Origin of the sequence: Pseudacidovorax sp. NFM-22 (assembly GCF_021401245.1) — a bacterium.
In the GTDB taxonomy this organism is placed as follows: Bacteria; Pseudomonadota; Gammaproteobacteria; order Burkholderiales; family Burkholderiaceae_C; genus Xenophilus.
In genome coordinates this window covers 319,601-342,555 of sequence record NZ_JACBFY010000005.1, presented here as the reverse complement: position 1 = coordinate 342,555, position 22,955 = coordinate 319,601, and the positions used below count along the sequence as shown (strand labels likewise).

Below are 22,955 nucleotides of genomic sequence, written 5' to 3'. Positions count from 1 at the left end.
GCGAAGTCTTGCGGCCAATGCCGCTCAGTCCGCAAGTGCCGGCGCGGCCGGAAAGTCGACCGGCACTTGCGTCGTGGCATGCAGGTAGTTGGTGACCGTCTTGTCGCCGATCGCGACGATGACATCGACGAGGTTCTCCTGCGTCCAGCCGGCGTCCAGGAAGTGCTGCACGCGGGCCGGGTCGGCATGGCCGCGCTCGATGGCGATGGCCTTCACCAGCTGTGCAAGCGCGTCGAGCCTGGCGTCGAAGCTGGCGCGACCGCGTCGGACTTCCAGGATCTGCTCGGGCGTGAAGCCCACCATGCCGCCGATGAGGGTGTGGGCCGCCAGGCAGTAGTCGCAGCGGTTGACCTGGCTGACGACCAGGTTGACCACCTCGCGGGCCTTGCCGGTAATGCTGCTGGGCGCGTTCTGGAAGGCCAGGTAGCTGCCCAGCGCATGCTCGGACAGGGCCAGGGTGGCATACAGGTTGGGCACCTTGCCCAGGCGCTTCTGAAGCGTGTCGAACAGGGCCTGATTGGGCGCAGAGACTTGATCGCGGGTGGGAGCGGTGATGAAGGTCATGATGGTTGTGCCGGTGAAGGGTTTGAGACGTCGTGAAGCGCGACGGACGAACTTTGATTGATGCCGCGCTTTCGCACTAGACGAAGCGCGGCACTAAGATCCAGTCCCCTCAGGAATGAATGGGAGATCACCGTGGACCGTCTTGCCGCCATGCAGACCTTCATCCGCGTCGTCGAGACGGGCAGCTTCTCGGCGGTGGCGCGCGAGCTGCAGGCGACGCAGAGCGCCGTGAGCAAGCAGGTGGCCGCGCTGGAGCGCAGCCTGGGCGCGCGGCTGCTGAGCCGCACCACGCGTTCATTGGCGCTGACCGAGGACGGCGAGCGCTACTTCGAGCAGGTACGCCGCCTGGTGGCCGAACTTGCCGAGGCCGAAGGCAGCCTGCGACAGGGCGAGCAGCAGCTCAGCGGCTGGCTGCGCGTGGCGGCCTCTGTGGGCTTCGGGCGCCTGAAGCTGCTGCCGCTGGTCAACAGCTTTCTGGCTGCCAATCCGGCCGTGAAGATCGACCTGCGCCTCAACGACGGCTTCGTCGACCTGGTCGAGCAGGGCATCGACGTGGCGGTGCGCATCGGCGAACTGGCCGACAGCAGCCTGGTGGCCCGGCGCATCGGCACCAGCCGGCGCGCGCTGGTGGCCAGCCGCCAGTACCTGCGCTCCCTGCCCAAGGCGCTGCGCCAGCCGCGCGTGCCGGAAGACCTGCTGCAGCTCAACTGCATCGTCTACACGGAACTGGCCGCGCAGAACGCCTGGACCTTCCATGCCGGCCCGGGCGCGCCGGTGCCGGCCGGCACGGCCGTGACCATCCGCGCCCAGGGCAGTCTTCAGACCAACAGCAGCGAGGTCATCCGGGCAGCGGTGCTGTCAGGCATGGGCGTCGGCTTCTCGCCCACCTGGCTGTTCGAGGACGAGATGGCGCGCGGCGACCTGCAAGTGCTGCTGCCCGACTGGCCGGCACCCGAGATCCCCGTGCATCTGGTCAGCCCGAGCCAGCGGCGGCAGTCGGCGAAGGTGAGGGCGTTTGCGGAGCATCTGGTGGCGGGTGGGGTGTGAGCGCTGCTGGCTCAGCGGTACCAGGTGCCACGTACCCAGGCCCACCCGCCGGCCTCCGGCCGCCAGACCCAGTGGCCCGGCACCCACACATGCTGCGGTGAAGGCGGCAGGCCGATCTGCTCGATGATGACCGGTGGCATGGGTGGCACCGGTTGGCGCACCCACTGGCCGTGTTGCCACAGCCAGTCGTTGCCCGCCCAGCGCCAGTGGCCCGGCACCCAGTTGAAGCCCGGCCCGGGCGGGTTGCCCCGGTCCTCATGCACCGGCGCGGGCATGGCGCGTACGACCACATGGGGGGCGGGTGGGGGCGGCGGCGGCCGCACGATCACGGGCCGCTCTTCGACGACGGGGGTGACGCAGGCGCTGAGGCCTGCAGCCACGGCGGCCAGTGCAAGGCCGCCTGCAAGGGCGCGGCGCGCGGCCGGGGGGAATCGGTCGGTGAACGTCATGGCGAGGCTGTGTTTCTTCTTCGAGTCACCTTTGGAGGAGGAAGAAGCAGCATCGTCAGGGCGGCCTTGCATCGGCCTGACCGAGCGGGTACATGGGGCCGGGACTTTGTATCGATGTCCATCCATGTAACCGCGGCCTGGCGCGCGCATCCGTGAAGCGCATCCCTAGGCACCGGAGCGCGGCTTGACCCGGTACATCGACGTGTCGCTGCGATGCAGAAGGGATGCGGCGGTGTCCCCATGGATGGCCTCGGCCAGGCCGATGCTCACCGACACACGCAGCCCTGCAGCGATCGACTCCCAATCGAAGGACGTGATGGCGAACCGGACGCGCTCGCACACCTGCGCCGCCGTGTCGACCGTGGCGTTGCCGAACACGATGACAAACTCATCGCCCGCCCATCGAGCCGCCAGGTCGCATTCGCGCAGTTGCGATGACATGATGCCGGCCACCGTCTTCAGCACACGATCACCCACCTGATGGGTGAAGCGGTCGTTGATCGACTTGAACTGGTCGATGTCGAGCAGCGCCACGGACAGCGGTTGCCCGGAGGAGGCGTGCAGGCGAAGCTCCTCGCCCAGGACGTGCTCGAGATGCCGCCGATTGGCGATGCCCGTCAGCGCATCCTCCAGCGACCAGCGCTCGAACTGCCTGGAGGCCATCAGCGCCTGCTGCAGGTGCCGCTCGCTCTGCCGTGCACCGAGGCGCCAGGACACCAGCGCTTCCCGGTGGCTCAGGCTGTCCGCGATGACGCCCTGCTCGCGGCGCCGGAGGGTGCGGCTCTCGCGCAGCGCATCGGCGTGGCGACCCTGGCGTTCGAAGACCTGGATCAGCAGCAGATGCGCACGGCAGGCCAGTTGTTCATGCTCGACGCTCAAGGCCAGGTCCCGCATCGCTTCCAGTTCGTGCTGCGTGGCCGCCCAGTCCTGCCATGCCCAGGCCATTTCGGCGGCACACCATCGCACGAAGGCATCGAGCCAGGTGACCGTCTTGCCCAGCGCACGCCGGGCGGCCTCGAACTCGGACTGGGCCAGGCGCGTGTCCCCTTGCCACGTCGCGAGAAGGGCGCACGAAGCCGGCGCAATCACCGCCCTGAAGGGCTGCAGCCCCGGCAACAGTGCGGACCCACTGCCGGCGCGCTCCAGCGCGCGGCATTCCGCCACCAAGGCCGCCAGGCGCGCCAGGCTGTTCATCGTGCCCGTATGGAAGCGCTCATCGATCAGGCGAGACGCCTCGACCCACACCTGATTGATGCGTGGCTGGAAGGTGCTGACGGCGGGCTCGCAGCGTCGCGCGGTTTCGACGGCCAGTTCCAGCGCGGCACCGCCGCGCCGGTGGTCGCCGCCCCAGGAGTAGGCCAGGCCCAGGCAGTTCAACGCCAGCACGGCAGGCGGCTGCGGCTGCTTGGTCTTGCACAAGGCCACGCTCAGCAGCGCCGCCTCGACCGCTTCGTCGTTGCGACCGAGCAGCATGCAGACATGCGCGAGCGTGGTCAGCGCGTTGGCCTCGCCCTGCGCGTCGGCCAGCTGTTCGAAAAGCTGCGCCGCCCTGCGGCTGGTGCCGCTCGCGCGGCGCAGGCGCGAATGGATGCGGTCGCAATGCGCGAGGCAGGCCAGCGCGCGGGCCTCGAGCCGGAGGTTGTCGCCGTTCGCCACGGACAGCGCGGCCGCGGCGAGGTCGTAGGCCTCATGGACTTGGCCCTTGTCCAGGGCGGCGTACGCAGCCGCCAGGGCGCCGTCCGGGGTGTCGTCGGAGTCGCCGAGGATGGTGTGGCGGGTCATGGCGCGCGGCCTTGTCGAAGCGGGGCGCGTGGCAAGCCGCGGGGCCGAGCCTGGAGGGACGGGCGTGGCTGATCGGACGGGAAGTCCAGCTTCAAGGCGTGCACCCTCTGGTAGCGGGTCCGGACGGTATGGTATCGGGCGGTCCGCGGAACATGCAGGGCAGGGCGGCGGGCTTGACAGGTGTGACCACACCGTGTGGAAGTCCGGTGAGCGCTCTGCCGGCGCCAGCAGGAGCCGGTCTTTGATCGCAGCGCCGGTACCCACGTGGGTACCGGCTGGCAAGAAGAGCGCCTCAGAGCAGTTCGAGGTCCAGGATCCGAGTAGGCCGGCGGGACTCGCGTAGAACGCCCAGGAACAACAGCAGTCCGGCCAGCGTGAGCCCGAAGCCAGCCCATGCGGCCGACAGCAGGCCGTGGCCCTGAGCGATGGCCTGGCTGCCCGCCCACGCGCCGATGGCATTGGCAACGTTGAGCGCTGCCAGGTTCATCGCGCCCATCAGGGTCGGCGCGTTCGGTGCGGCCTGGGTAAGTCGGACCTGGATGGCGGGGATGGCCATCATCATCGTCGCGCCGACAGCAAACAGGCCGGCCATGAGGACGCCTGCGCTCTGGCCTCCGGTGGCCAGCAAGGCCAGGGCCACGAGCGCGCTGCCGAAACCAGCCACCAGACCGCGCGAGGGATGCCGATCCGCCAGCCACCCGCCCAGCGCGTTGCCTGCAGTCATGCCCACACCGAACAGGCCCAGCGCGACCGGCGTCCAGCGCTCGCCCAGCTTCGAACCGTCGGTGACGAAGGGTCCGATGAAGGTATAGACAGCGAAGATGCTGGCCACCCCAAGAGCCGCCACCGCCACCATGGCCCACACAGCGGGCTGGTTCAACGCGCGAAGCTCCTGCAGCACGGGGCCGCCATCCAGCGCTCTGCTGCGTGGCACCCAGGTCCACAAAGCCAGCAGCGACAGAAGGCCGAGTGCAGCGACTGCCAAGTAGGCATTGCGCCAGCCCAGGGTCTGCCCCATCAGCGTGGCCAGCGGCGACCCGAAGATGGTGGCGACGGTCAGGCCCGCCATCACTGTCGCAAATGCCCGGCCGCCCTGGCCGGGGCCGACGATGTAGGACGCCACCACGGCACCGGCGCCGAAGTACGCTCCTTGCGGAATGCCGCTGATGAAGCGTGCCAGCATGAAGCTGCCCAGCCCGGCAGCCACGGCAGACAGCACGTTGCCCAACACGAACACCGCCATCAGGGCCAGCAGCAACTGCCTGCGGTTCAGCCTGGCGGCCAGGATCGTGACGGCGGGGCCGCCCAGCACCACACCCAGGGCGTAGGCCTCGATGGCGTGGGTGGCTTCCGCCAGGTCCAGCGACAGCCCGGCGGAAAACTGTTGCAGCAGACCCATGCTGGCGAATTCCGACGTGCCGATGGAAAAGGTGCCGAGGGCCAGCGCCAGCAACGTCAGATTCTTGCGGCGCGTCTGGTCGGCGGCCTTGAAATCCGCTTTCGTCGGGGTGCCCAGAGGTTCGTTGGCTTGCATGAGCATCACGGTTCTCCAAGTGTTCGTTGATGAGTAGCTTCAAACGCCGTTCGGCAGCGGCGCGTCCGCATGGACCAGGCCGGCTTGACGCAGTTCGCGCCAGACGTCCACCGGCACTGGCGCTTGCAGGGCGGCGCGGTCCTCGGCGATTCGCTCGGGGCGGCTGGCCCCCGGGATCACGGCAGCAACCGCCGGATGGGCCAGCGAGAACTGCAGACCCAGGGCCTTCATCGTCACGCCGTAGCGGTCGGCGATGGCCTTGATCGCCTGCACGCGGCTCAGGATCGCGGGCGTGACGGGCGCGTATTCGAAGTTCGGGCCACCGACCAGTGCGCCTGAGCTGTACGGCCCGCCGACCACGATGCCCAGGCCATCGGCGGCCACCCGCGGCATCACCCGCTGCAGAGCCCGCGTGTGATCCAGCAGCGTGTAGCGGCCGGCGAGCAAGAAGCCATCAGGCCGCGGGCCCTTCAGATCGAGCAGCAGTTCGATGGGTTCGACCCGGTTCACACCCAGGCCCCAGGCGCCGATCACGCCCTCGTCGCGCAGCCGGTCCAGCGCCTTGAACGCGCCCTTGCGTGCCGTCTCGAACACGCCCAGCCACTCGTCGCCGTAGAAGTCCTGCGCCACGTCGTGCACCCAGATGATGTCCAGCCGATCGGTCTTCAGGCGCTGCAGGCTGTCCTCGATGGAGCGCAGCGTGGCGTCTTCGGAGTAGTCGTTGACGATGCGATTGGCCCGGCCATGGCGGAACACGTCGCCCTTCTCGCCCAGGTCGCGGGCGTCGACGTCCTCGACCTCGTCCAGGATCAGTCGGCCGACCTTCGTGCCCAGCACATAACTGTCGCGGTTGCGGCCCTGCAGCGCTTCGCCCAGGCGGGCTTCGGCAAGGCCGGCGCCGTAGAAAGGCGCCGTGTCGAAGAAGCGGATGCCATCCTGCCAGGCGGCGTCCACGGTGGCTCGTGCTTCGGCTTCGGGAATGGCGCGGAACATGTTGCCCAGCGGGGCGGTGCCGAAGCCCAGGCGGCCGGGGATGAGGGTCTTGAGGGTCATATCGCTCTCCTGAGGTTGGGGGATGAGCGAATGGTGGTCGACGCGAATCAATTCATCCAGTTTATTTCCTGAACATCAGATTTAGCGTTGACAATAGATCTGCATGCGATACGACCTCAACCTGCTGCCGATCTTCGTGGCGCTCATGGAAGAGCGCAGCGTGACCCGCGCTGCGAGCCGCCTGGGGGTCACGCAGGCGGCGCTCTCGAATGCCCTGGCGCGGCTGCGCACCTTGCTGCAGGACCCTCTCTTCATCCGCGAGCGCTACGGCATGCGGCCGACCCCGAAGGCGGAGCTCTTGGCGCCAGCGCTGGCGCAGGCACTGGCCGCGGTGGATACGGTGGTTCTCGGTCAGCGTGCCTTCGACCCGTCGAAGGCCGACCAGGTCTTCACGATCGCGCCAAACAGCTACGTCGAACTCGTGCTGGTGCCCGCGCTGGTTGCCCGCCTGAGCACGGTGGCGCCTGGCATCCGGCTGCGCACGCTGCCTTTCGGGACCGACCTGACCGAGACGGGCGTCACATCGGGTACCACCGCGCTGGTCCTCGGCCGAATCGAGGATGCGCCCGACAACCTGGTGGTGCAGCACATCGCGGACGATGGGCTAGCCTGCGTGGTGCGCGCGGACCATCCGATGGTCGGGCAACGAATCAGCAAGGCGCAGTTCGAGCGCCTGAAGCACGTCAACGTGCTTCCGCCCGGCCGCCTGCGCTCGGGGCTTTTCCAGGCGATGGACAGGCAAGGCGTCAAGCGCGAGGTGGTGGCTTCGGTGACGCACTTCTCCGCCATTCCCGAGATCATTGCGACGACCGATTACTGCGCCACGCTGCCGCAGCTCATCTGCCAACGCCTGACCCGGGACGTGCGCCTCAAGGTGCTGCCCGCGCCGGTCGACCTCGGGCGCTTTCCGCTGCACATGGCATGGCATGTGCGCTATCGACAGGATCCGGCGCACGTCTGGCTGCGAGCCCTAGTCGCCGACGTGGCGAGTGCGCTGGGATCTTGAACGGCTGCGCTTGCACGCTCCGGCACAAGGACCCTATCAAGATTCGGGCGGGGACGGCAATGGGGCCGCCATATCGTCGAGGTCGAGCAGGCCTGCCAGGTGCGCGCCTAGTACGGCAAGGCCCTCATCGACACCCTGGCGGCCGATCTGGGCCTGCGCCACGGCTAGAGTTTCAGCCGCAGTGACCTCCTTCGCTTCCCCAGTTCCACTTGGCCTACCCTGGCCTGGGCGAGAAAGGTGCGACGCTGTCGCACCCATTGACCTGGTCGCACAGGTACCGCAGTGCCGATCCACGGGCTAAGTGGGACAACTGCCAGCGCGGCCACCCGAGCTGCAACCTAGATCAGTGCCACCACATCTCGCAGGTGCGCGGCAGTCTGAGGCAGGCCGCGCTTTTCAAAGAGGGCGATCAAGGCCGCGGCGTCGTACTGTGGCCTTGCCCAGCGCTCGCGCATGCGCTTGAGTGCGGCAAGCGCGGTCATTTTCTCGAGCATCAGTTGATTGAGCACGAATTCGTCTGGCGTCTGGACCTCAATGCCGAATGGGTCCAGGATTTCGTTGGGGAAGTCCTTCCCGTTCCACGTCACGATGGCGTCCGCGTGACCTGCAATCGCAGCCGCCAGCACATGGCGGTCGTCAGGGTCTGGAAGTTCGAGCCCCGCGATCAGGTGTTCGTAGCCCGAAACCAGGCAATCTGGAATGGCCTCCTCCATGGCGTGCGCCGCCGCCGCGACCTTGTGGTCCATGCCGGGCCGGTCCCGCAGCAAACTGCGCGTCCATTCGTCTCGGATGTGGGCAGACCACTTGGCACTGTAGAGATCGGCGTTGGCCAAGCTCAGGAGCACATCGCGCAGCAACGCCGGGTACAGCACGTTGGCGTCGAGTACCGCCGTGTACCGCGCGCTCCCTGCCACTCACAGCTCCTCGCCCATCTCTTGAGAGAGGTCGTTGAGTTGTTTGAGGGCGCCCGCGGACCGTTGCTTTTGCTCCTCCTTGTATCGCATCAACTCCTCGAACTCGATGCGGCGATGGCGGTTGATCAGCCGACACTTCAACCGGCCCGCTTCGATCTCCCGGATGACAAAGGGGCGGGACACATTGAGGAGCGCCGCGGCCTGCTGCGTCGTGAGCTCCAGCTTCTGTGGGACCAGCATCATCGGCTCACGCTTGGCCATCTGACGCAACACGTCGGCAAAGAAGCGCAGGGCGCGCGGAGGCACAAGCAAAACGGGCGCTTCGCCGCCTGTTTCCTCATCGATTTCGATCGTCACTTTGACGGCCTTCGACTTGGAATGATCCAAGGCCGCCACGAGACATGCTGTCGCAGCACCCGCCATTTCCGCCTCCATTTCAGTAGCGGGGTCGAGTATCTGAGTCATGGTGCATCCTTTCTACGAGCGACGTCGTCGAGTTTAAATCGAAATATACGCACCATTCGCACTATTCGAAACGGCTTGGGTGCTAGCGAGAGACCCAGGCGACAACCATCGAACGGCTGCTGCGATGGCTGGAGACAGCAGCGAGAAAGATCTGCTGGACCTCCCCGTTCCCGCGCGCCGATTCTTCGGTCACGCGCTGGAAGTCGCGAAGCGCGGTGAGCAGCACAACCCGGCCACGGTGCTCAAGGGCGTCTCGGCGGGGCCGGCGTGCTGGAGTTCGGGGATTACGGTGCGGACGGGACCTACCTTGCTACCCGTCGGCGGCAGAAAGTTCCGACCTATCGCTCGCACCCGAGGCGGCCTCTGCAAGGTGTGTGATCGGATGGCTTGCCAAGCCTGCGCGTGCAGGCAGTTCCTGCCGTCCGGCTTTGCGGGCTTCGCCCCGGGCCGACCAACGATGGCGCCCCGGCCTCCCGGCTTCGATCCTTCACGCCTCCCGCCACCGTGGTGCGATGGCCTGCGCGCTCCGCTTGCCCTTGGGCAAGAGGCGGTCGGGGGCTGGCTTGCTGGTTCCCCTCCTCCTTGCATACCGTTCTCTCGGTCAGAAGCCGAGCTTCGCGTTGGCCAACCTGTTTGCGCCGCAGAAGCTGGGTTTTGCCGAAAGCAATGCCCCATTCATCCTTGGCCGCACCTGTGGCCGGAGCGCTCATGCTATCGAGCAGCACGGCCTTGGCGAGATCCAGCGGGTTCCGGCAAGCTGTCGCGGAGCGCTTCCGGAAGAGCGCTCGCTTCCGCGAGCGCTGCGACGTGAACCGTGGGCACATGCCATGGCCGCTGTTAAGCTGCCCCACCATGACCACCCCGCGCATCCCCTCCATCATTCGCCCCATCCCAGGGTGGGTGGGTTAGCGCGCGGCCCAGGTCGCCATCCGCAACCCGCCCGGTGAGGCGGGTTTTTTTCTGTCTCCCGGGCCCCCGTCACAGGAGATCGAAATGAACCCGCCGCCAGTGCCTTCCCCTTCGGATGCACCTTCTTTCATCGCCACGCTGCACCTGGTCTGCGGCAAGATCGGCTCGGGCAAGTCGACGCTGACGCAGCGCCTGGCCGCGGCGCCCCACACCGTGCGCATCAGCGAGGACGACTGGCTGTCGCAGCTCTATCCCAACGAGATCCACGCGCTCGCCGACTATGTGCGCTGCGCGGGCCGCCTGCGCGATGCCATGAGCGGTCACATCGAAGCCCTGCTGCGCACCGGCGTGTCGGTGGTGCTCGACTTTCCCGCCAATACGGTCGCCACCCGGGCCTGGATGCGCGGCGTGTACGAGCGGGCGGGCGCCGCCCATGCCCTGCACCTTCTGGACGTGCCCGACGAGGTCTGCAAGGCACGTCTTCGCGCCCGCAATGCGGCCGGCGATCATCCCTTCGAAACGAGCGATGCCGAGTTCGAGCAGATCTCCCGCCATTTCGTGGCACCGACGGCGGACGAAGGCTTCGACGTCATCCGCCACAACTGAGCACGCCACGCATCCGGGCGTGCGGCCCTGCAGAGTGGGGCGCCTGGGCTCGATCCGGCGCGTTCAGTCCGGCCGCGCCCCCAGCACTTCCGGATTGACGATGTTGCGCGGCTGCCCCTGCGCAAAGGCCACGATGTTGTCGAAGGCCGTGCCGAAGTAGTGCTCGAAGTTGTCGCGCTCCACATAGCCGATGTGCGGGGTGCACAGGGCATTGGGCAGCGCCAGCAGCGGATGCCCACCCTGCAGTGGCTCCAGGTCCTGGTCGAAGACGTCCACGGCGGCAAAGCCCGGGCGGCCGGCGCGCAGGGCGTCGACCAGGGCGCCGTCCTCGATCAGCTCGGAGCGGCTGGTGTTGACCAGCACGGCACTGGGCTTCATGCGGGCCAGGTCGGCGCGCGTGACCAGGCCCTGCGTCTGCGGCACCAGCCGCACATGCAGGCAGATCGCATCGCTCTCGGCAAAGAAGGCCTCGCGCGATGGCGCCACGTCGAAGCCGTCGGCGCGTGCCGCCGCGGTGGAGGCCTCGCGGCCCCACACCCACACCTGCATGCCGAAGGCACGGCCGTAGCGGGCGACTTGGCTGCCGATGCGGCCATAGCTCCAGATGCCCAGCCGCTGGCCGAAGAGCTGCTGGCCCAGGTGGCCCTGCCACTGGCCGGCGCGCAGCCGGTTGGCCTCGTCCACCAGGTGCCGCCGGCTGGCCAGCAGCAGTGCCCAGGTCAGCTCGGCCGTCGCCGCGCCGGAGCCGCGGCCGTCGGCCACGGCCACGCCGTGCGCGGTGCAGGCCGCCAGGTCCACATGGGCGGCCACCTTGCCGGTCTGGCTGATCAGGCGCAGCCGCGGCAGCCGCGCGAGCACCTCCGCGCCGATGCGCGTGCGTTCGCGCGTGAGCACCACCGCGTCGAAGTCCTGCAGCCGTTCGGCCAGCGCCACGGGGTCGTGCAGGGTGTCGTGGAAGACGGTGACCTCGTGCCCCGCGAGCTTGCCAAAGCAGGCCAGCCCGCGCACGCAGTCCTGGTAGTCGTCGGGAATCGCAATCCGCATGGCGTCCTTCAGTCGAGCTTGATGCCGAGTTCGGCAATGGTCTTGCGCCATTGCACCAGGTCCTTGCGGATGACCTCGCCGTATTCGGCAGGCGGCATGCCGCCGGGCTCGATGCCCTGCGCGCGGAACATGGCCCGCAGCTCGGGGTCCGAGAGGGCGGCCTTCACCTCCCGGTACAGCGCATCGATCACCGGCGCCGGCGTGCCGGCCTTGAGCAGCAGCCCGTACCAGCCATGCACGTCGAAGCCGGGGTAGCCCTGCTCAGCCACCGTGGGCACCTGCGGCAGACCTTCGAAGCGCTTGGCCGGCGCCACGGCCAGCGCGCGCAGCTTGCCGGCCTGGATCTGCCCGAGGGCGGTGCTCATGTCCAGGAACATGAACTGCACGCGGCCGCCCAGCAGGTCCTGCACGGCTGGGCCGGCGCCGCGGTAGGGCACGTGCGTGGCCTGGATGCCTGCGCGCTGCGCGAACAGGGCGCCCGCCAGGTGGGCCGAGGTGCCGATGCCCGACGACGCGTACGAGAGGCTGTTGGGGTTCTGCTTGCCCATCTTCACCAGCGCCTGCAGGTCGGCGGCCGGAAAGTCGGGCTTGACGACCAGGGCATGGGGAATGAAGCCGACGATGGTGACGGGGCTGAAGTCCTTCAGGGTGTCGAAGGGGTAGTTCGGCATCAGCGCCGGGTTGGTCACCGCCAGGATCGAGGGCATCACCAGCGTGTAGCCGTCCGCGGGGTTACGCCCGATCTCGCTCATGCCGATCACGCCGCCGCCGCCGGGCTTGTTGTCGACGATGAAGGGCTGGCCCGTGGACTGGCCCATGGCCTTGGCGATGGCCCGGGCCATCAGGTCCGTGGGCCCGCCGGCCGCGAAGGGCACGACGATGCGCGCAGGCTTGTTCGGGAAGGCGCCCTGGGCCCAGGCGTTGGGCAACACGGCGCCGAGGGCGGCGGCCTGAAGAAGCGCGCGGCGGCGAAGCCGAAGGGAGGTGGCAGTGGGGGTCATCGAATGTCTCCGGGCCGAGCCGGTTGCATGACCGGCTCGTGAATGGGAGGCAGCTTAGGCCAGCCCACGCCCCCCGCAAAGACCGATGTTCCACCTGCTGGAACGGCGCCGGGGCAGGCCGCCACCGGCGCCCGGCGCTCAGAGCCCCAGCACCTGCTTGGCCACGATGTTGCGCTGGATCTCGTTGCTGCCGCCGTAGATCGACATGGCGCGTCGCCAGAAGTAGTTGGCCGGGGCGCCGCGCAGGCTGGCATCCAGGCCGGCCAGGTCGCCCCTGCCGTGGGCCAGGGCCGGGTCCAGCCGCTGCCCGAGCGGGCCGGCCGCCTCGAAGAGCAGTTCGGTCAGGCTCTGGCCGATCTCGGTGCCGCGGATCTTGAGGGCAGACGCCAGCCCGGCACCGGGCGAGCTGCCGCTGCCCATGCTCGACAGCGCCCGCAGCGTGGTCATCTCCAGCGCCTTGAGCTGGGCTTCGGTGCGCGCGAGCTTGGCGCGGAACAGCGGCTGCTCCACCAGCGGCCGCCCCCGGTCCTGCACCGCCGCGGCCATGCGCCGCAGGCGGCGCAGCGCAAAGGTCGAAAAGCCGATGTTCGAGTTCTCGACCCGCTCATGCTCGAGCAGGAACTTGGCATAGCGCCAGCCCTGGCCTTCCTCGCCCACCAGGTTGGCCTTGGGCACCCGCACGTCGGTGAAGAACACCGCATTGAAGGAATGGGTGCCTTCCAGCATCGGAATGGGCTGCACCTCGATGCCCGGCGTGCGCATGTCGATCAGCAGGAAGGAGATGCCCTCCTGCTTGCGGCTTTCGCGCCGCGTGCGCACCAGGCAGAACATCCAGTCGGCATGGTGCGCGTACGAGGTCCAGATCTTCTGGCCGTTGACCACGTAGTGGTCGCCGGCATCGTCGGCGCGCGTCGCCAGCGAGGCGAGGTCCGAGCCCGACGCAGGCTCGGAATAGCCCTGGCACCACCACACGGTCGAATCGCGGATGCCCGGCAGATGCTGCGCCTGTTGCTGCGCATTGCCGAAGTTGTAGATGACCGGTCCGACCATGCGCGGGCCGAAGGGCTGGATGGTGGGGCAGTTCATCTGCCCGCTGATGGTCTCGAACAGGTAGCGCTGGATCACGCTCCAGCCCGGCCCGCCCTGCGACTCGGGCCAGGTATAGGCATGCCAGCCGCGCCGGCCCAGGATCTGCTGCCAGCGCATGTAGTCGTCGCGCTCCAGGTGCAGGTCGTGCTCCACGCGCTGGGCGATGTCGGGCGGCAGGTGGCCGGCGATGAAGTCGCGCACTTCGTCGGCGAAGGCCCGCTCTTCGGGCGTGAATTCGAGTTCCATGGCATGTCTCCTTGTTGATCGGGGCGGCGGGCGGGCGTGCGGGCGTGCGGGCGTGTGGATCAGGCCGCCTGCAGATGGAACTGCACGCCGCCGACCGTGACCTGGCCTTCGCGGCAGGGCAGGCCGCGCGCGCGGGCGGCGGCCTCGATGGCCGCGGCATCGCGCGTGTGCAGCAGCAGGGCGGCCAGGCCTTCGCCACGGTCGTCGTCCTCCTGAACGAAGCGCAGCGTGGCGTTGTCCAGTGCCAGATGGTCCTGCGCCAGCGGCCGCTGGAGGATCTGCGACCAGCGGCGGGCCAGCGTCTGCGGCTCGGCCGACTGGAGCACGGCGCCGGCGATGCCGGTCACCCGCTGTGTGCGCACATGCGTCTGCCAGTGCGGCCCCGCCGGCCAATAGGGGCCGTCGAGCGCAGCGCCGCCCAGGGTGGTGTTGAGCTCCAGCAAGGCGCCGCCGGTGTCTCGCGGATGCAGCTGCATGCCTTCGTAGTCGCCCAGGGCCAGCGGCGCGGCCACGCGCACGCCGATGGCCGCCACATGGGTGCGCCAGCGCGGGAGGGCGTCGGTGTCCAGGATCACCATGTAGCCGCCATCGCCGCCCCGCCGATCCAGGTAGCGGCCGGCCGCCGTGTCGGCCCGGGTCGGCGCGACCACCTCGATGAACTGCTGGCCGAAGGGCATGAGCGCGTTGTGCAGCCCGAACTGGCCGACCTCGGGGTCGCGGTGGCAGACCTCCACGCCGAACACGGCGCACAGGTCTTCCACCACGGGATCGAGCGCATGGGCCACCAGGCAGATCTGGCGCAGCCGCAGGAAGGAGGTGGCCTGCGCCGAGGCGGGCAGGGCAGAGGGGGTGAAAGGATGGACGGTCATTCTTTGTCTCCGATAAATCTGTTATAACAGATAAAAAGCACGTCGCGGAACCGGGTGAAAGCCGGCGGCGCGCATCCACACGGAGACTTCCCCATGACCTCGCTGGCCGGCCTGCGCGTCCTCGATCTCTCGCGTTTCATCGCGGGGCCCTATTGCGCCATGATGCTGGGCGACATGGGGGCCGAGGTGGTCAAGATCGAGCCGCCGGGCGAAGGCGAGTACGCGCGGCAGGCCTTGCCCGCCGTGGAGGGCCAGAGCCTCTACACCTTCATCGTCAACCGCAACAAGAAGAGCCTGGCGCTGGACCTGCGCCACCCAGAGGGCCTGGCCACGCTGCGGGCGCTGATCGCCGAGGCCGACGTGCTGGTCGAGAACTTCCGCCCGGGCACCATGGAGAAGATGGGCCTCGGCTGGGAGGCGGTGCACGCCCTCAACCCGCGCCTGGTCATGGCGCGCATCTCCGGCTTCGGGCAGGACGGGCCGCTCGCGAACAAGCAGTGCTTCGACGGCGTGGCCCAGGCCATGAGCGGCCTGATGGACATGACCGGCCAGTCCGAGGGGCCGCCCACCATGATCGGCTCCTTCATCTGCGACTACACCACCGGCATGTATGCGGCCCTGGGCATCCTGGCGGCGCTCAATGCGCGCCATGCCACAGGCCGTGGGCAGCTGGTCGACGTGTCGCTGCTCGAAAGCGCGCTGTCGATGCTGATGACGGCCATCCCGCAGCAGCTGCTCTTCGGCACGACGATGACGCGCGTCGGCAGCCGCGACCGCTTCGTCGCGCCCTCCAACACCTTCGCCACCGGCGACGGGCGCCATGTGCTGCTGGTGGGCGGGGACGACAACATGTTCCCCCGTGTGCTGCGCGCCATGGAGCGCCCCGGCCTCATCGACGACCCGCGCTTCGCCACCATGGCCAGCCGCCTGGCCCACCGCGATGCGGTGGAGGGCCTGGTGGCCGACTGGATGGCCGGTCTGGAGGCCGACGAAATCGTGCGGCGCCTGGAGGCGCAGGGCGTGCCCTGCGCCAAGATCGCCCGCATCGACGAAGTGGTGCACAACCCGCAGCTCGCCCATCGCGACGCGATCGTGCGCCTGCCCTTTGGCGGCACCGAGGTGCCGATGCAGGGCGTGACCATCCACCTGTCCGACACCCCCCTGAGCGTGCGCAGCGCATTGCCGCAGGTGGGCGCGCACAACGACGAGGTCCTGCGCCAGTGGCTGGGCTGGACCCCCGCGCAGGTCGACGCCCTGCGCCAGGCCGAAGCCCTTTGACGACGAAGGAGACATGATGACCACCGAATTGATCGAGCAGCTGCACGGCGGCGTGCTCACCCTGACGCTGAACCGGCCCGAGCGGCTGAATGCGCTGACCCCCCGCATGACCGACGCGCTGCTGGCCGCCTTGCGCCGTGCGGCCATCGACCCGCTGGTGCGCGCGGTGCTGCTGAAGGGCGCCGGCCGCGGCTTCTGTGCCGGTGGCGACGTGCAGGCCATGGCCGCGTCGGAAGGCGCCGAGGCCACGCTCGAAGCCCGCACCCACCAGCTGCGCGAGCACATGGAATGCGCACGCCTGCTGCACGAGATGCCCAAGCCCACGCTGGCCGTGGTGCGCGGCGCCTGCGCCGGGGCCGGCCTGTCGCTCGCCCTGGCCTGCGACCTGCTGGTGGCCGGCTCCACGCTCAAGATGACCTCGGCCTTTGCCAAGGTCGGCCTGTCGGGCGACTTCGGCAGCACCTACTTCCTCACGCAGCTGCTCGGCCCGCGGGCGCGGGCCTTCGCGCTGCTCTCGCCCGTCGTGCAGGCCGACGAGGCCCTGCGCCTGGGCCTGGTCACCCAGGTGGTGCCCGACGACGCGCTCGATGACGAGGGCCAGCGGCTGGCCCGCCAGCTGGCGGCGGGGCCGACCCTCACGCTCGGCCACATCAAGGCCAACCTGAACGTGGCGGAGCAGGGCGCCACCCTTGCGCAGGCGCTGGACCACGAGGCCATCCGCCACATCCGCTGCGCCATGACCGAGGACCACCTGGAGGCCGCCCGGGCCTTCATGGACAAACGCACCCCCGTCTTCCACAACCGCTGATGCGCCCGCTGGCGCCGGAGAAACCCATGGACAGCTTCTCGCTCAAGGACAAGACCGCCATCGTCACCGGCTCGTCGCGCGGCATCGGCCGTGCCATCGCGCTGGCCTTCGCCCGGGCCGGTGCACGGGTCGTCATCACCAGCCGCAAGGCCGATGCCTGTGCCGCCGTGGTCGACCAGATCCGCACCGAAGGCGGCGAGGCCACGGCCATCGCCTGCAACATCTCGCGCAAGGACGAGGTGCTCGCGCTGGTGGACCAGACCGAAGCGCACTACGGCAGCGTCGACGTGCTGGTGTGCAACGCGGCGGTCAACCCGTACTACGGGCCGATGTCCGGCATCACGGACGAGGCCTTCTCCAAGGTCATGGACGTGAACATCCGCTCCAACCTGTGGCTGGTCAACCGCGTGGCACCGGGCATGGCGGCCAAGGGCGGTGGCAGCGTGGTGATCATCAGCTCCATCGCCGGCTTGACCGGCTCGCGGGTGCTGGGCGCCTATGCCATCTCGAAGGCGGCGGACATGCAGCTGGCGCGCAACCTGGCGCTGGAGTGGGGCAAGCAGGGCATCCGCACCAACTGCATCGCGCCCGGGCTCATCAAGACCGACTTCGCCAAGGCGCTCTGGGACAACCCCGACACGCTGGCGGCCGCGCTCGCCTCCAGCCCGCTGCACCGCATCGGCGAGCCCGAGGACATCGCCGGTGCCGCCCTGCTGCTGGCTTCGGAGGCCGGCCGCTTCATCACCGGCACCACGCTGGTCATCGACGGTGGTGCCACCGTCGGCGGCGAGGCCTGAACGCGGCTTGCCCGACCCTCCCCCCACGGAAACCCCATGCCTTCTTACGACGACTTCCAGCAGATCACCACCGCGGTGGACGACGGCGTCATGACCCTGACGCTCAACCGGCCCGAGCGGCTCAACGCCTGGACCGAGGCCATGGAGGCCGAGTTCCGCCGCGCCATCAAGGCCGCCGAGGCCGACCCGGCGGTGCGGGCCATCGTGGTGACGGGGGCCGGCCGCGGCTTCTGCGCCGGCGCCGACATGGACATCCTCGAAGCCGGCACCCGCGGCACCGCGGCGGGCGATGCCACGGCCGCCGCACCCGCGGGCGGTGCGCAGGTGGCCGCGCCCGAGGGACTCGACCGCAACTACGCCTGGCGCTTCAGCTACCTGCTGAAGGTGCCCAAGCCCATCTTCGCGGCCATCAACGGGCCGGTGGCGGGCATCGGGCTGTGCATGGCGCTGTTCTGCGACTTCCGCTACATGGCCGAGGGGCAGAAGCTCACCACCGCCTTTGCCAAGCGCGGGCTGATCGCGGAGCACGGCGCCTCTTGGATGCTGCCGCGCATCGTCGGCCTGACGAATGCGCTCGATCTGCTGATGTCGGCCCGCACCCTGATGACGGAAGAGGCCGAGCGGCTGGGCCTGGTGCGTGCGCGACCCGCCGACGGCTTCCTTGCCGCGGTGCAGGGCCTGGCGCGGGAGTGGACCCATGCGGCATCGCCGCGCTCCATCGGCGTGATCAAGCGGCAGGTGTACGACGGGCTGTTCCAGGACCTGGACGCTGCCTGGCGGCGTGCCGACGCCGACATGGTGGCCTCGTTCGACAGCGAGGACTTCCAGGAGGGCGTCGCGCATTTCCTGGAGAAGCGCGCCCCACGCTTCACCGGCCGCTGAGGCAGCGGACTTGTACGATATAACTTATTGCAAATGACTTTCGGCCCAGCCGCTGCAGCCATGGACGACGCGCCCCTGACCCGTGAGAGCCTCAACGGCCTGGCCTATGGCCGCCTGTGCCGCGACCTGAAGGCGGGGCGCTTCGCCCCGGGCGAGAAGCTCAAACTGCGCGACCTCGCGGCCGAGATGGGCATCAGCCCGACGCCGGTGCGCGAGGCCTTTGCCCGGTTGATCTCCGAACAGGCGCTGGAGCAGGTCGGCCACCATTCGGTGCGCGTGCCGGTCATGTCGGCCATGCGCTTCGCCGAGGTGTGCGAGCTGCGGCTGATGCTCGAAGGGCGTGCGGCCGCGCATGCGGCGGCCCTGGCCGGCCCGGAGGACATCGCCCGCCTGGAGCAGCTGCACCGCGACATGGCCGCCCGCCATGAGGCGGCGGACTTTGCCGGCGAGCTGCTCGCCTCCGAGCGCTTCCACCTGGCGGTGTATGCGCTGGCGGGCAAGCCCGTGCTGCTGCGCATGATCGAAGGCCTGTGGCTGCAATGCGGGCCGCTGATGCGGGCACTGCAGACGCGGCCCATGGCCGAGCCGCGGCGCCAGCACCCGCACCAGCGCGTACTGCGCGGCCTGCGCAAGGCGGATGCGGACACCGCGCGTGCCGGCATCGAGGAAGAGATCGAACGCACCATGGCGCCCATCCTGGCCTACCTGCACGAGCAGCAGTCCGCCACGGCGGGCGCCACGGCCACGGCCGGCGCCTGATCGGCCGACGCGCCGCTGCGCGGCGCAGCGGGGGGCTGCAGGCAACGGGCCGTGGTTTGCTGCGCCGCGCCATGCAGCCCCGGCATGCTTGCCCATGCCCAACATTCATCCGGCGCGCCTTGCGGTGGCGCTCTGCGCGGGTCATCATCCGGGAAGAAGCCGGAACCGCCCCGCGGTATCCGGTCGCATCGAATGATCCGGAGACACGCCAGGATGATCGACTTTCGCCACGGCGAGCGGCCGCTGCATGACTATCTGCGCCTGCATGCGCACGCCACGCCCGACAAGACAGCCATCGTCTGGTATGGGCGGCGCATCAGCTACGCCGAACTCGATGACCTGAGCGACCGTTTCGCCCAGAGCCTGCGCCAGCGCGGGCTGTCGCAAGGCGACGTGCTGGTGCTGGTGCTGCACAACTGCCCGCAGTTCGTGATCGCGCACCTGGGTGCGCAGAAGCTGGGGGTGGTCGTCAGCGCCTGCAGTCCCCATGCCCGGCGCTACGAGCTTGCGCACCAGTTCGCTGAACTCGACGTGCGGGCCGTGGTCGCCGGCGAGGAGGACCTGCCCACGGTGCACGAGGCCCGGCCGAGCGGGCGCGACTGCCCCGTGTACGGTGTGCGCGCGGGCGACATGCTGCCGGGCGTGCTGGCCATGGACGTGCCCGCCTGCATCCGCCTGCCGGGCGAGCCCGCCAAGCCCTGGCCCGACGGCGTGGTCGATCTCATGGACGAGCTCGACGCCATGCCGCCCTTCGAGCCCCTGGCCGACCTGGCCATGGACGAGGTGGCGCTCATGGCCTGCACCTCGGGCACGACGGGCCTGCCCAAGGCGGCCATGCTGGGCCATGACGTCGCGCTCTACAAGTCGGCCGCCACGTCGAGCTGCTGGGGGCTGACGGCCGACGACGTGCTGCTGGCCGACGTGCCGCTGCACCACATCTCGGGCCTGGTGGCGGGCCTGGACGTGGTGCTCTACGTGGGCGCCACGGTGGTGCTGCTGGCCCGCTTCGATGCCACGGCCGTGCTGCAGGCCATCGAGGCCTGCCGCGTGACGTGGTGGTACACCATGGCGCCTTCGCTGGAGCTGGTCATGGGCGCGGAAGACGCGCACACCTATGACGTGTCGTCCTTGCGCGGCACGGCCAGCACCAGCTTCGGCACCATCCTGACCCGTGCACTGGCCGACCGCTGGCACCGCTTCACCGGGGGTGCCCAGGTGTTCGAGGCAGGCTACGGCCTGAGCGAGACCCACAGCTCCGACGTGATGATGCCTGCCGACGCCGTGCGCTGGGGCACCAATGGGCGGCCGGTGCCCGGCACCGAGGTGCGCATCGTCGACCCCGACACCGGCCAGCCCCGGCCCTGCGGCGTCGTGGGCGAGATTCTGCTGCGCGGCCCCCAGCCCTTCAGGGGCTACTGGATGCGGCCCGAGGCCACGGCGGCCATGGTGCGCGACGGCTGGGTGCGCACCGGCGACATCGGCCGCCTCGACGAGGAGGGCTACCTCACCTTCGTGGGACGGCGCAAGGAGATGATCAAGGTCTGGAGCTACAGCGTCTTCCCCGAAGAGGTGGAGGCCATCCTGGCGACGCATCCCGACGTGCGGCAGGCCGCGGTGGTCGGCCTGCCCGACCCGGACCGCGGCGAGGCGCTGCAGGCCTACGTGGTGCTCAAGGACCCGGCGGCGCGGCAGATCCGGGTGGACGGCTTCGGGCGTCGGCGCGACCGCACGGACCAGGTGCTCATCGAGTGGTGCCAGGCCCACATGTCGCACTACAAGGTGCCGCGCACCATCGTCTTTCGCGACGGCCTGCCCGCGGCCGACAACGGCAAGCTGCTGCGGCGCATGCTGCGCGAGCCCGGCTTCACCGCGCCGCGCGCCAGCGGCGCCTGAATCGCCGCCGCGGGCCGGCGTCGCAGGGCGCCGGCCCGCGGCGTCCGGGTTCAGGCCACCTTGGCGCGGTAGACGCCCAGCTCCTGCTTGGCGACGGCGTTGATGTGCACCTCGTCCGGGCCGTCGGCCACGCGCAGGTGGCGCGCATAGGCCCAGAAGTTCACCAGCAGCGTGTCCTGGCTCAGGCCCATCGCGCCGAAGGCCTGCATGGCGTCGTCGATGACCTGGATGCAGTTGTTGGGCGCGATCACCTTGATCATGGCGATCTCCTTAGCCGCCACCTTGTTGCCCACCGTGTCCATGCGCCAGGCGGCGTGCAGCACCATCCAGCGCGTCTGGTCGATCAGCATGCGGCCCCGGGCGATGCGCTCGCGCCAGACGCCCTGGTCCGACAGCGGCTTGCCGAAGGCCACGCGCGAGACGGCGCGCTCGCACATCATCTCCAGCGCCGACTCGGCCATGCCGATCATGCGCATGCAGTGGTGGATGCGGCCCGGCCCGAGCCGGCCCTGGGCGATCTCGAAGCCGCGGCCCTCGCCCAGCAGCAGGTTGGAGGCCGGCACCCGCACGTTGTCGAAGATCACCTCCGGATGGCCGAAGGGCGCGTCGTAGTGGTTCACCAGCGCCATGTCGCGCACCACCGTGATGCCGGGTGTGTCGCGCGGCACGATGATCATCGACTGCTGGCGATGCCGGTCCGGGTTGTCGGGGTCGGTCTTGCCCATCAGGATGAACAGCTTGCAGCGCTCGTTCATCGCGCCGGTGATGTACCACTTGCGGCCGTCGATGACGTAGTCGTCGCCGTCGCGGCGGATGCGCGTCTCGATGTTGGTGGCGTCCGACGAGGCCACGGCCGGCTCGGTCATGGCGAAGGAGGAGCGGATCTCGCCGTCGAGCAGCGGCTGCAGCCAGCGGGCCTTCTGCGCCTCGTTTCCATAGCGCGCGATCACCTCGGTGTTGCCGGTGTCGGGCGCGCTGCAGTTGAAGGCCTCGGCGCTCCAGTAGCGGCGGCCCATGATCTCGCACAGGGGTGCGTATTCCAGGTTGGTGAGGCCCGCGCCATGCTCGTCCTCGGGCAGGAACAGGTTCCACAGGCCCGCGGCGCGCGCCTTGCGCTTGAGTTCCTCCATCAACGGCAGGCCGGTGTAGGGGCCGCCCGTGCGCTCGGCATTCATGAAGGAGGCATGCGCCTCCTGCGCATGGCGCTTCTCGTTCGGATAGATGTGCTCGTCCATGAAGGCGAGCAGGCGGCGGCGCAGGTCCTGCACCTTGGGGCTGTGTTCGAAGTCCATGTGTGTCTCTCGGTTGGATCGGATGGAAGCGTGGGGGACGCGGGCGCGTTCAGTCCCAGGAGAACAGGCCCAGGCTCACCGCCACCAGCGCTGGCTTGTCCTGGCCTTCGATCTCCATGGTGTTCTCGCAGCGCAGCAGCGTCCAGCCGTCGTCGCGCGCCTCGGCGGCCAGCAGGCGCATGTGGTTGCGCACCCGGGCGCCGGCCTTGACGGGCGACATGAAGCGCAGCTTGTCGAGCCCGTAGTTGACCGACTTCGTGGGCGCCAGTCCTTCCAGCAGCTCGTAGCTGGTGATGGGCAGCAGCGACAGCGTGAGGAAGCCGTGGGCGATGGGCGCGCCGAACGGGCTTTCGCGCGTGGCGCGCGCCACGTCGATGTGGATCCATTGCCGGTCGCCGGTGCAGTCGGCAAAGGCGTCGATGCGCGACTGGAGCACGTCGACCCATGAGGAGGTGCCGATGGACTGGCCGACGAAGTCGTGGAGGTTGGCGCGGGTGAGGACGGTCATGCGGTTGCGGAGGAAGCCGGAGGGAGTGCGCCGATGGTGCCGTGCCGGCGCGCGCCGCGCGGCCCAGGGGCATGCAGTGTTTTCATCGGGACGATTCAAAGTGCTGATGCGCGCCGTCGCACGGGCGACTGAACATCGGCCCGCCGGCCCCGATGGGCAC

22 protein-coding genes are annotated in these 22,955 nt (G+C 69.2%); 9 read left to right on the top strand and 13 right to left on the bottom strand.

Annotation, left to right across the window (positions count from 1 at the left end):
* Positions 1-24 precede the first annotated feature (24 nt).
* Complete coding sequence (locus tag L0984_RS19175; protein WP_234195442.1) at positions 25-564, bottom strand: carboxymuconolactone decarboxylase family protein; 540 nt, start codon at positions 562-564, stop codon at positions 25-27.
* Between the two features lie 132 nt (positions 565-696).
* On the opposite strand from L0984_RS19175, the gene L0984_RS19170 reads away from it, so the two are divergent.
* Positions 697-1,611: a LysR family transcriptional regulator gene (locus L0984_RS19170; protein WP_234195441.1), complete on the top strand. Its 915-nt coding sequence runs from the start codon at positions 697-699 to the stop codon at positions 1,609-1,611.
* Positions 1,612-1,622: 11 nt separating this feature from the next.
* Here L0984_RS19170 and L0984_RS19165 read toward each other — a convergent pair whose 3' ends face one another.
* From L0984_RS19165 to L0984_RS19150, 4 genes are all read right to left on the bottom strand, one after another.
* Positions 1,623-2,060 (bottom strand): hypothetical protein, encoded by a 438-nt coding sequence (locus tag L0984_RS19165; protein WP_234195439.1) that lies wholly within the window; start codon positions 2,058-2,060, stop codon positions 1,623-1,625.
* Positions 2,061-2,225: 165 nt separating this feature from the next.
* Positions 2,226-3,842, bottom strand: a complete 1,617-nt coding sequence (locus L0984_RS19160) for a GGDEF domain-containing protein (RefSeq protein WP_234195437.1) — start codon at positions 3,840-3,842, stop codon at positions 2,226-2,228.
* Between the two features lie 292 nt (positions 3,843-4,134).
* Positions 4,135-5,382: an MFS transporter gene (locus L0984_RS19155; RefSeq protein WP_234195435.1), complete on the bottom strand. Its 1,248-nt coding sequence runs from the start codon at positions 5,380-5,382 to the stop codon at positions 4,135-4,137.
* A gap of 33 nt (positions 5,383-5,415) precedes the next feature.
* On the bottom strand, positions 5,416-6,429 hold the full coding sequence (locus L0984_RS19150; protein ID WP_234195433.1) for an aldo/keto reductase: 1,014 nt from the start codon (positions 6,427-6,429) through the stop codon (positions 5,416-5,418).
* A gap of 103 nt (positions 6,430-6,532) precedes the next feature.
* Between L0984_RS19150 and L0984_RS19145 the strand changes: the two genes are divergently transcribed.
* Positions 6,533-7,435, top strand: a complete 903-nt coding sequence (locus L0984_RS19145; RefSeq protein WP_234195430.1) for a LysR family transcriptional regulator — start codon at positions 6,533-6,535, stop codon at positions 7,433-7,435.
* A 338-nt stretch (positions 7,436-7,773) separates the two neighbouring features.
* Here the strand turns inward: L0984_RS19145 and L0984_RS19140 are convergent, their stop codons facing one another.
* Positions 7,774-8,349 (bottom strand): PIN domain-containing protein, encoded by a 576-nt coding sequence (locus tag L0984_RS19140; protein WP_234195429.1) that lies wholly within the window; start codon positions 8,347-8,349, stop codon positions 7,774-7,776.
* Positions 8,350-8,814, bottom strand: a complete 465-nt coding sequence (locus tag L0984_RS19135; protein ID WP_234195428.1) for a helix-turn-helix domain-containing protein — start codon at positions 8,812-8,814, stop codon at positions 8,350-8,352. It lies immediately after the preceding gene.
* Positions 8,815-9,807: 993 nt separating this feature from the next.
* On the opposite strand from L0984_RS19135, the gene L0984_RS19130 reads away from it, so the two are divergent.
* The gene (locus tag L0984_RS19130) at positions 9,808-10,329 is read left to right on the top strand and encodes an AAA family ATPase (RefSeq protein WP_234195427.1); all 522 of its coding nucleotides are present in this window, start codon (positions 9,808-9,810) and stop codon (positions 10,327-10,329) included.
* Positions 10,330-10,392: 63 nt separating this feature from the next.
* Here the strand turns inward: L0984_RS19130 and L0984_RS19125 are convergent, their stop codons facing one another.
* The 4 genes from L0984_RS19125 to L0984_RS19110 all read right to left on the bottom strand — a co-directional run bounded on the left by L0984_RS19125 (position 10,393) and on the right by L0984_RS19110 (position 14,578).
* A complete protein-coding gene (locus L0984_RS19125) occupies positions 10,393-11,373 on the bottom strand; it encodes a D-2-hydroxyacid dehydrogenase family protein (protein ID WP_234195426.1) in 981 nt (326 codons plus the stop codon).
* Positions 11,374-11,381: 8 nt separating this feature from the next.
* A complete protein-coding gene (locus L0984_RS19120; protein ID WP_234195424.1) occupies positions 11,382-12,374 on the bottom strand; it encodes a Bug family tripartite tricarboxylate transporter substrate binding protein in 993 nt (330 codons plus the stop codon).
* A gap of 138 nt (positions 12,375-12,512) precedes the next feature.
* A complete protein-coding gene (locus L0984_RS19115) occupies positions 12,513-13,709 on the bottom strand; it encodes an acyl-CoA dehydrogenase family protein (RefSeq protein ID WP_234195422.1) in 1,197 nt (398 codons plus the stop codon).
* A gap of 59 nt (positions 13,710-13,768) precedes the next feature.
* Positions 13,769-14,578, bottom strand: coding sequence for a VOC family protein (locus L0984_RS19110; protein ID WP_234195420.1), 810 nt, complete (start codon positions 14,576-14,578; stop codon positions 13,769-13,771).
* Between the two features lie 93 nt (positions 14,579-14,671).
* Here L0984_RS19110 and L0984_RS19105 point away from each other — a divergent pair, with 93 nt between their 5' ends.
* The 6 genes from L0984_RS19105 to L0984_RS19080 all read left to right on the top strand — a co-directional run bounded on the left by L0984_RS19105 (position 14,672) and on the right by L0984_RS19080 (position 20,995).
* Positions 14,672-15,856: a CaiB/BaiF CoA transferase family protein gene (locus tag L0984_RS19105; protein ID WP_234195418.1), complete on the top strand. Its 1,185-nt coding sequence runs from the start codon at positions 14,672-14,674 to the stop codon at positions 15,854-15,856.
* 16 nt (positions 15,857-15,872) lie between these two features.
* A complete protein-coding gene (locus L0984_RS19100; protein ID WP_234195416.1) occupies positions 15,873-16,664 on the top strand; it encodes an enoyl-CoA hydratase in 792 nt (263 codons plus the stop codon).
* A 26-nt stretch (positions 16,665-16,690) separates the two neighbouring features.
* On the top strand, positions 16,691-17,461 hold the full coding sequence (locus L0984_RS19095; protein ID WP_234195414.1) for an SDR family NAD(P)-dependent oxidoreductase: 771 nt from the start codon (positions 16,691-16,693) through the stop codon (positions 17,459-17,461).
* A gap of 36 nt (positions 17,462-17,497) precedes the next feature.
* Entirely contained in the window at positions 17,498-18,343 is an 846-nt protein-coding gene (locus L0984_RS19090) for an enoyl-CoA hydratase-related protein (RefSeq protein WP_234195412.1), read from the top strand.
* Between the two features lie 60 nt (positions 18,344-18,403).
* Positions 18,404-19,102, top strand: a complete 699-nt coding sequence (locus L0984_RS19085; protein ID WP_234195411.1) for a GntR family transcriptional regulator — start codon at positions 18,404-18,406, stop codon at positions 19,100-19,102.
* Between the two features lie 213 nt (positions 19,103-19,315).
* Entirely contained in the window at positions 19,316-20,995 is a 1,680-nt protein-coding gene (locus L0984_RS19080; protein ID WP_234195410.1) for an AMP-binding protein, read from the top strand.
* Between the two features lie 50 nt (positions 20,996-21,045).
* On the opposite strand, the gene L0984_RS19075 is transcribed toward L0984_RS19080, so the two are convergent.
* Entirely contained in the window at positions 21,046-22,287 is a 1,242-nt protein-coding gene (locus tag L0984_RS19075) for an acyl-CoA dehydrogenase family protein (protein WP_234195409.1), read from the bottom strand.
* 49 nt (positions 22,288-22,336) lie between these two features.
* Complete coding sequence (locus L0984_RS19070) at positions 22,337-22,795, bottom strand: MaoC family dehydratase (RefSeq protein WP_234195408.1); 459 nt, start codon at positions 22,793-22,795, stop codon at positions 22,337-22,339.
* Positions 22,796-22,955: the final 160 nt, after the last annotated feature.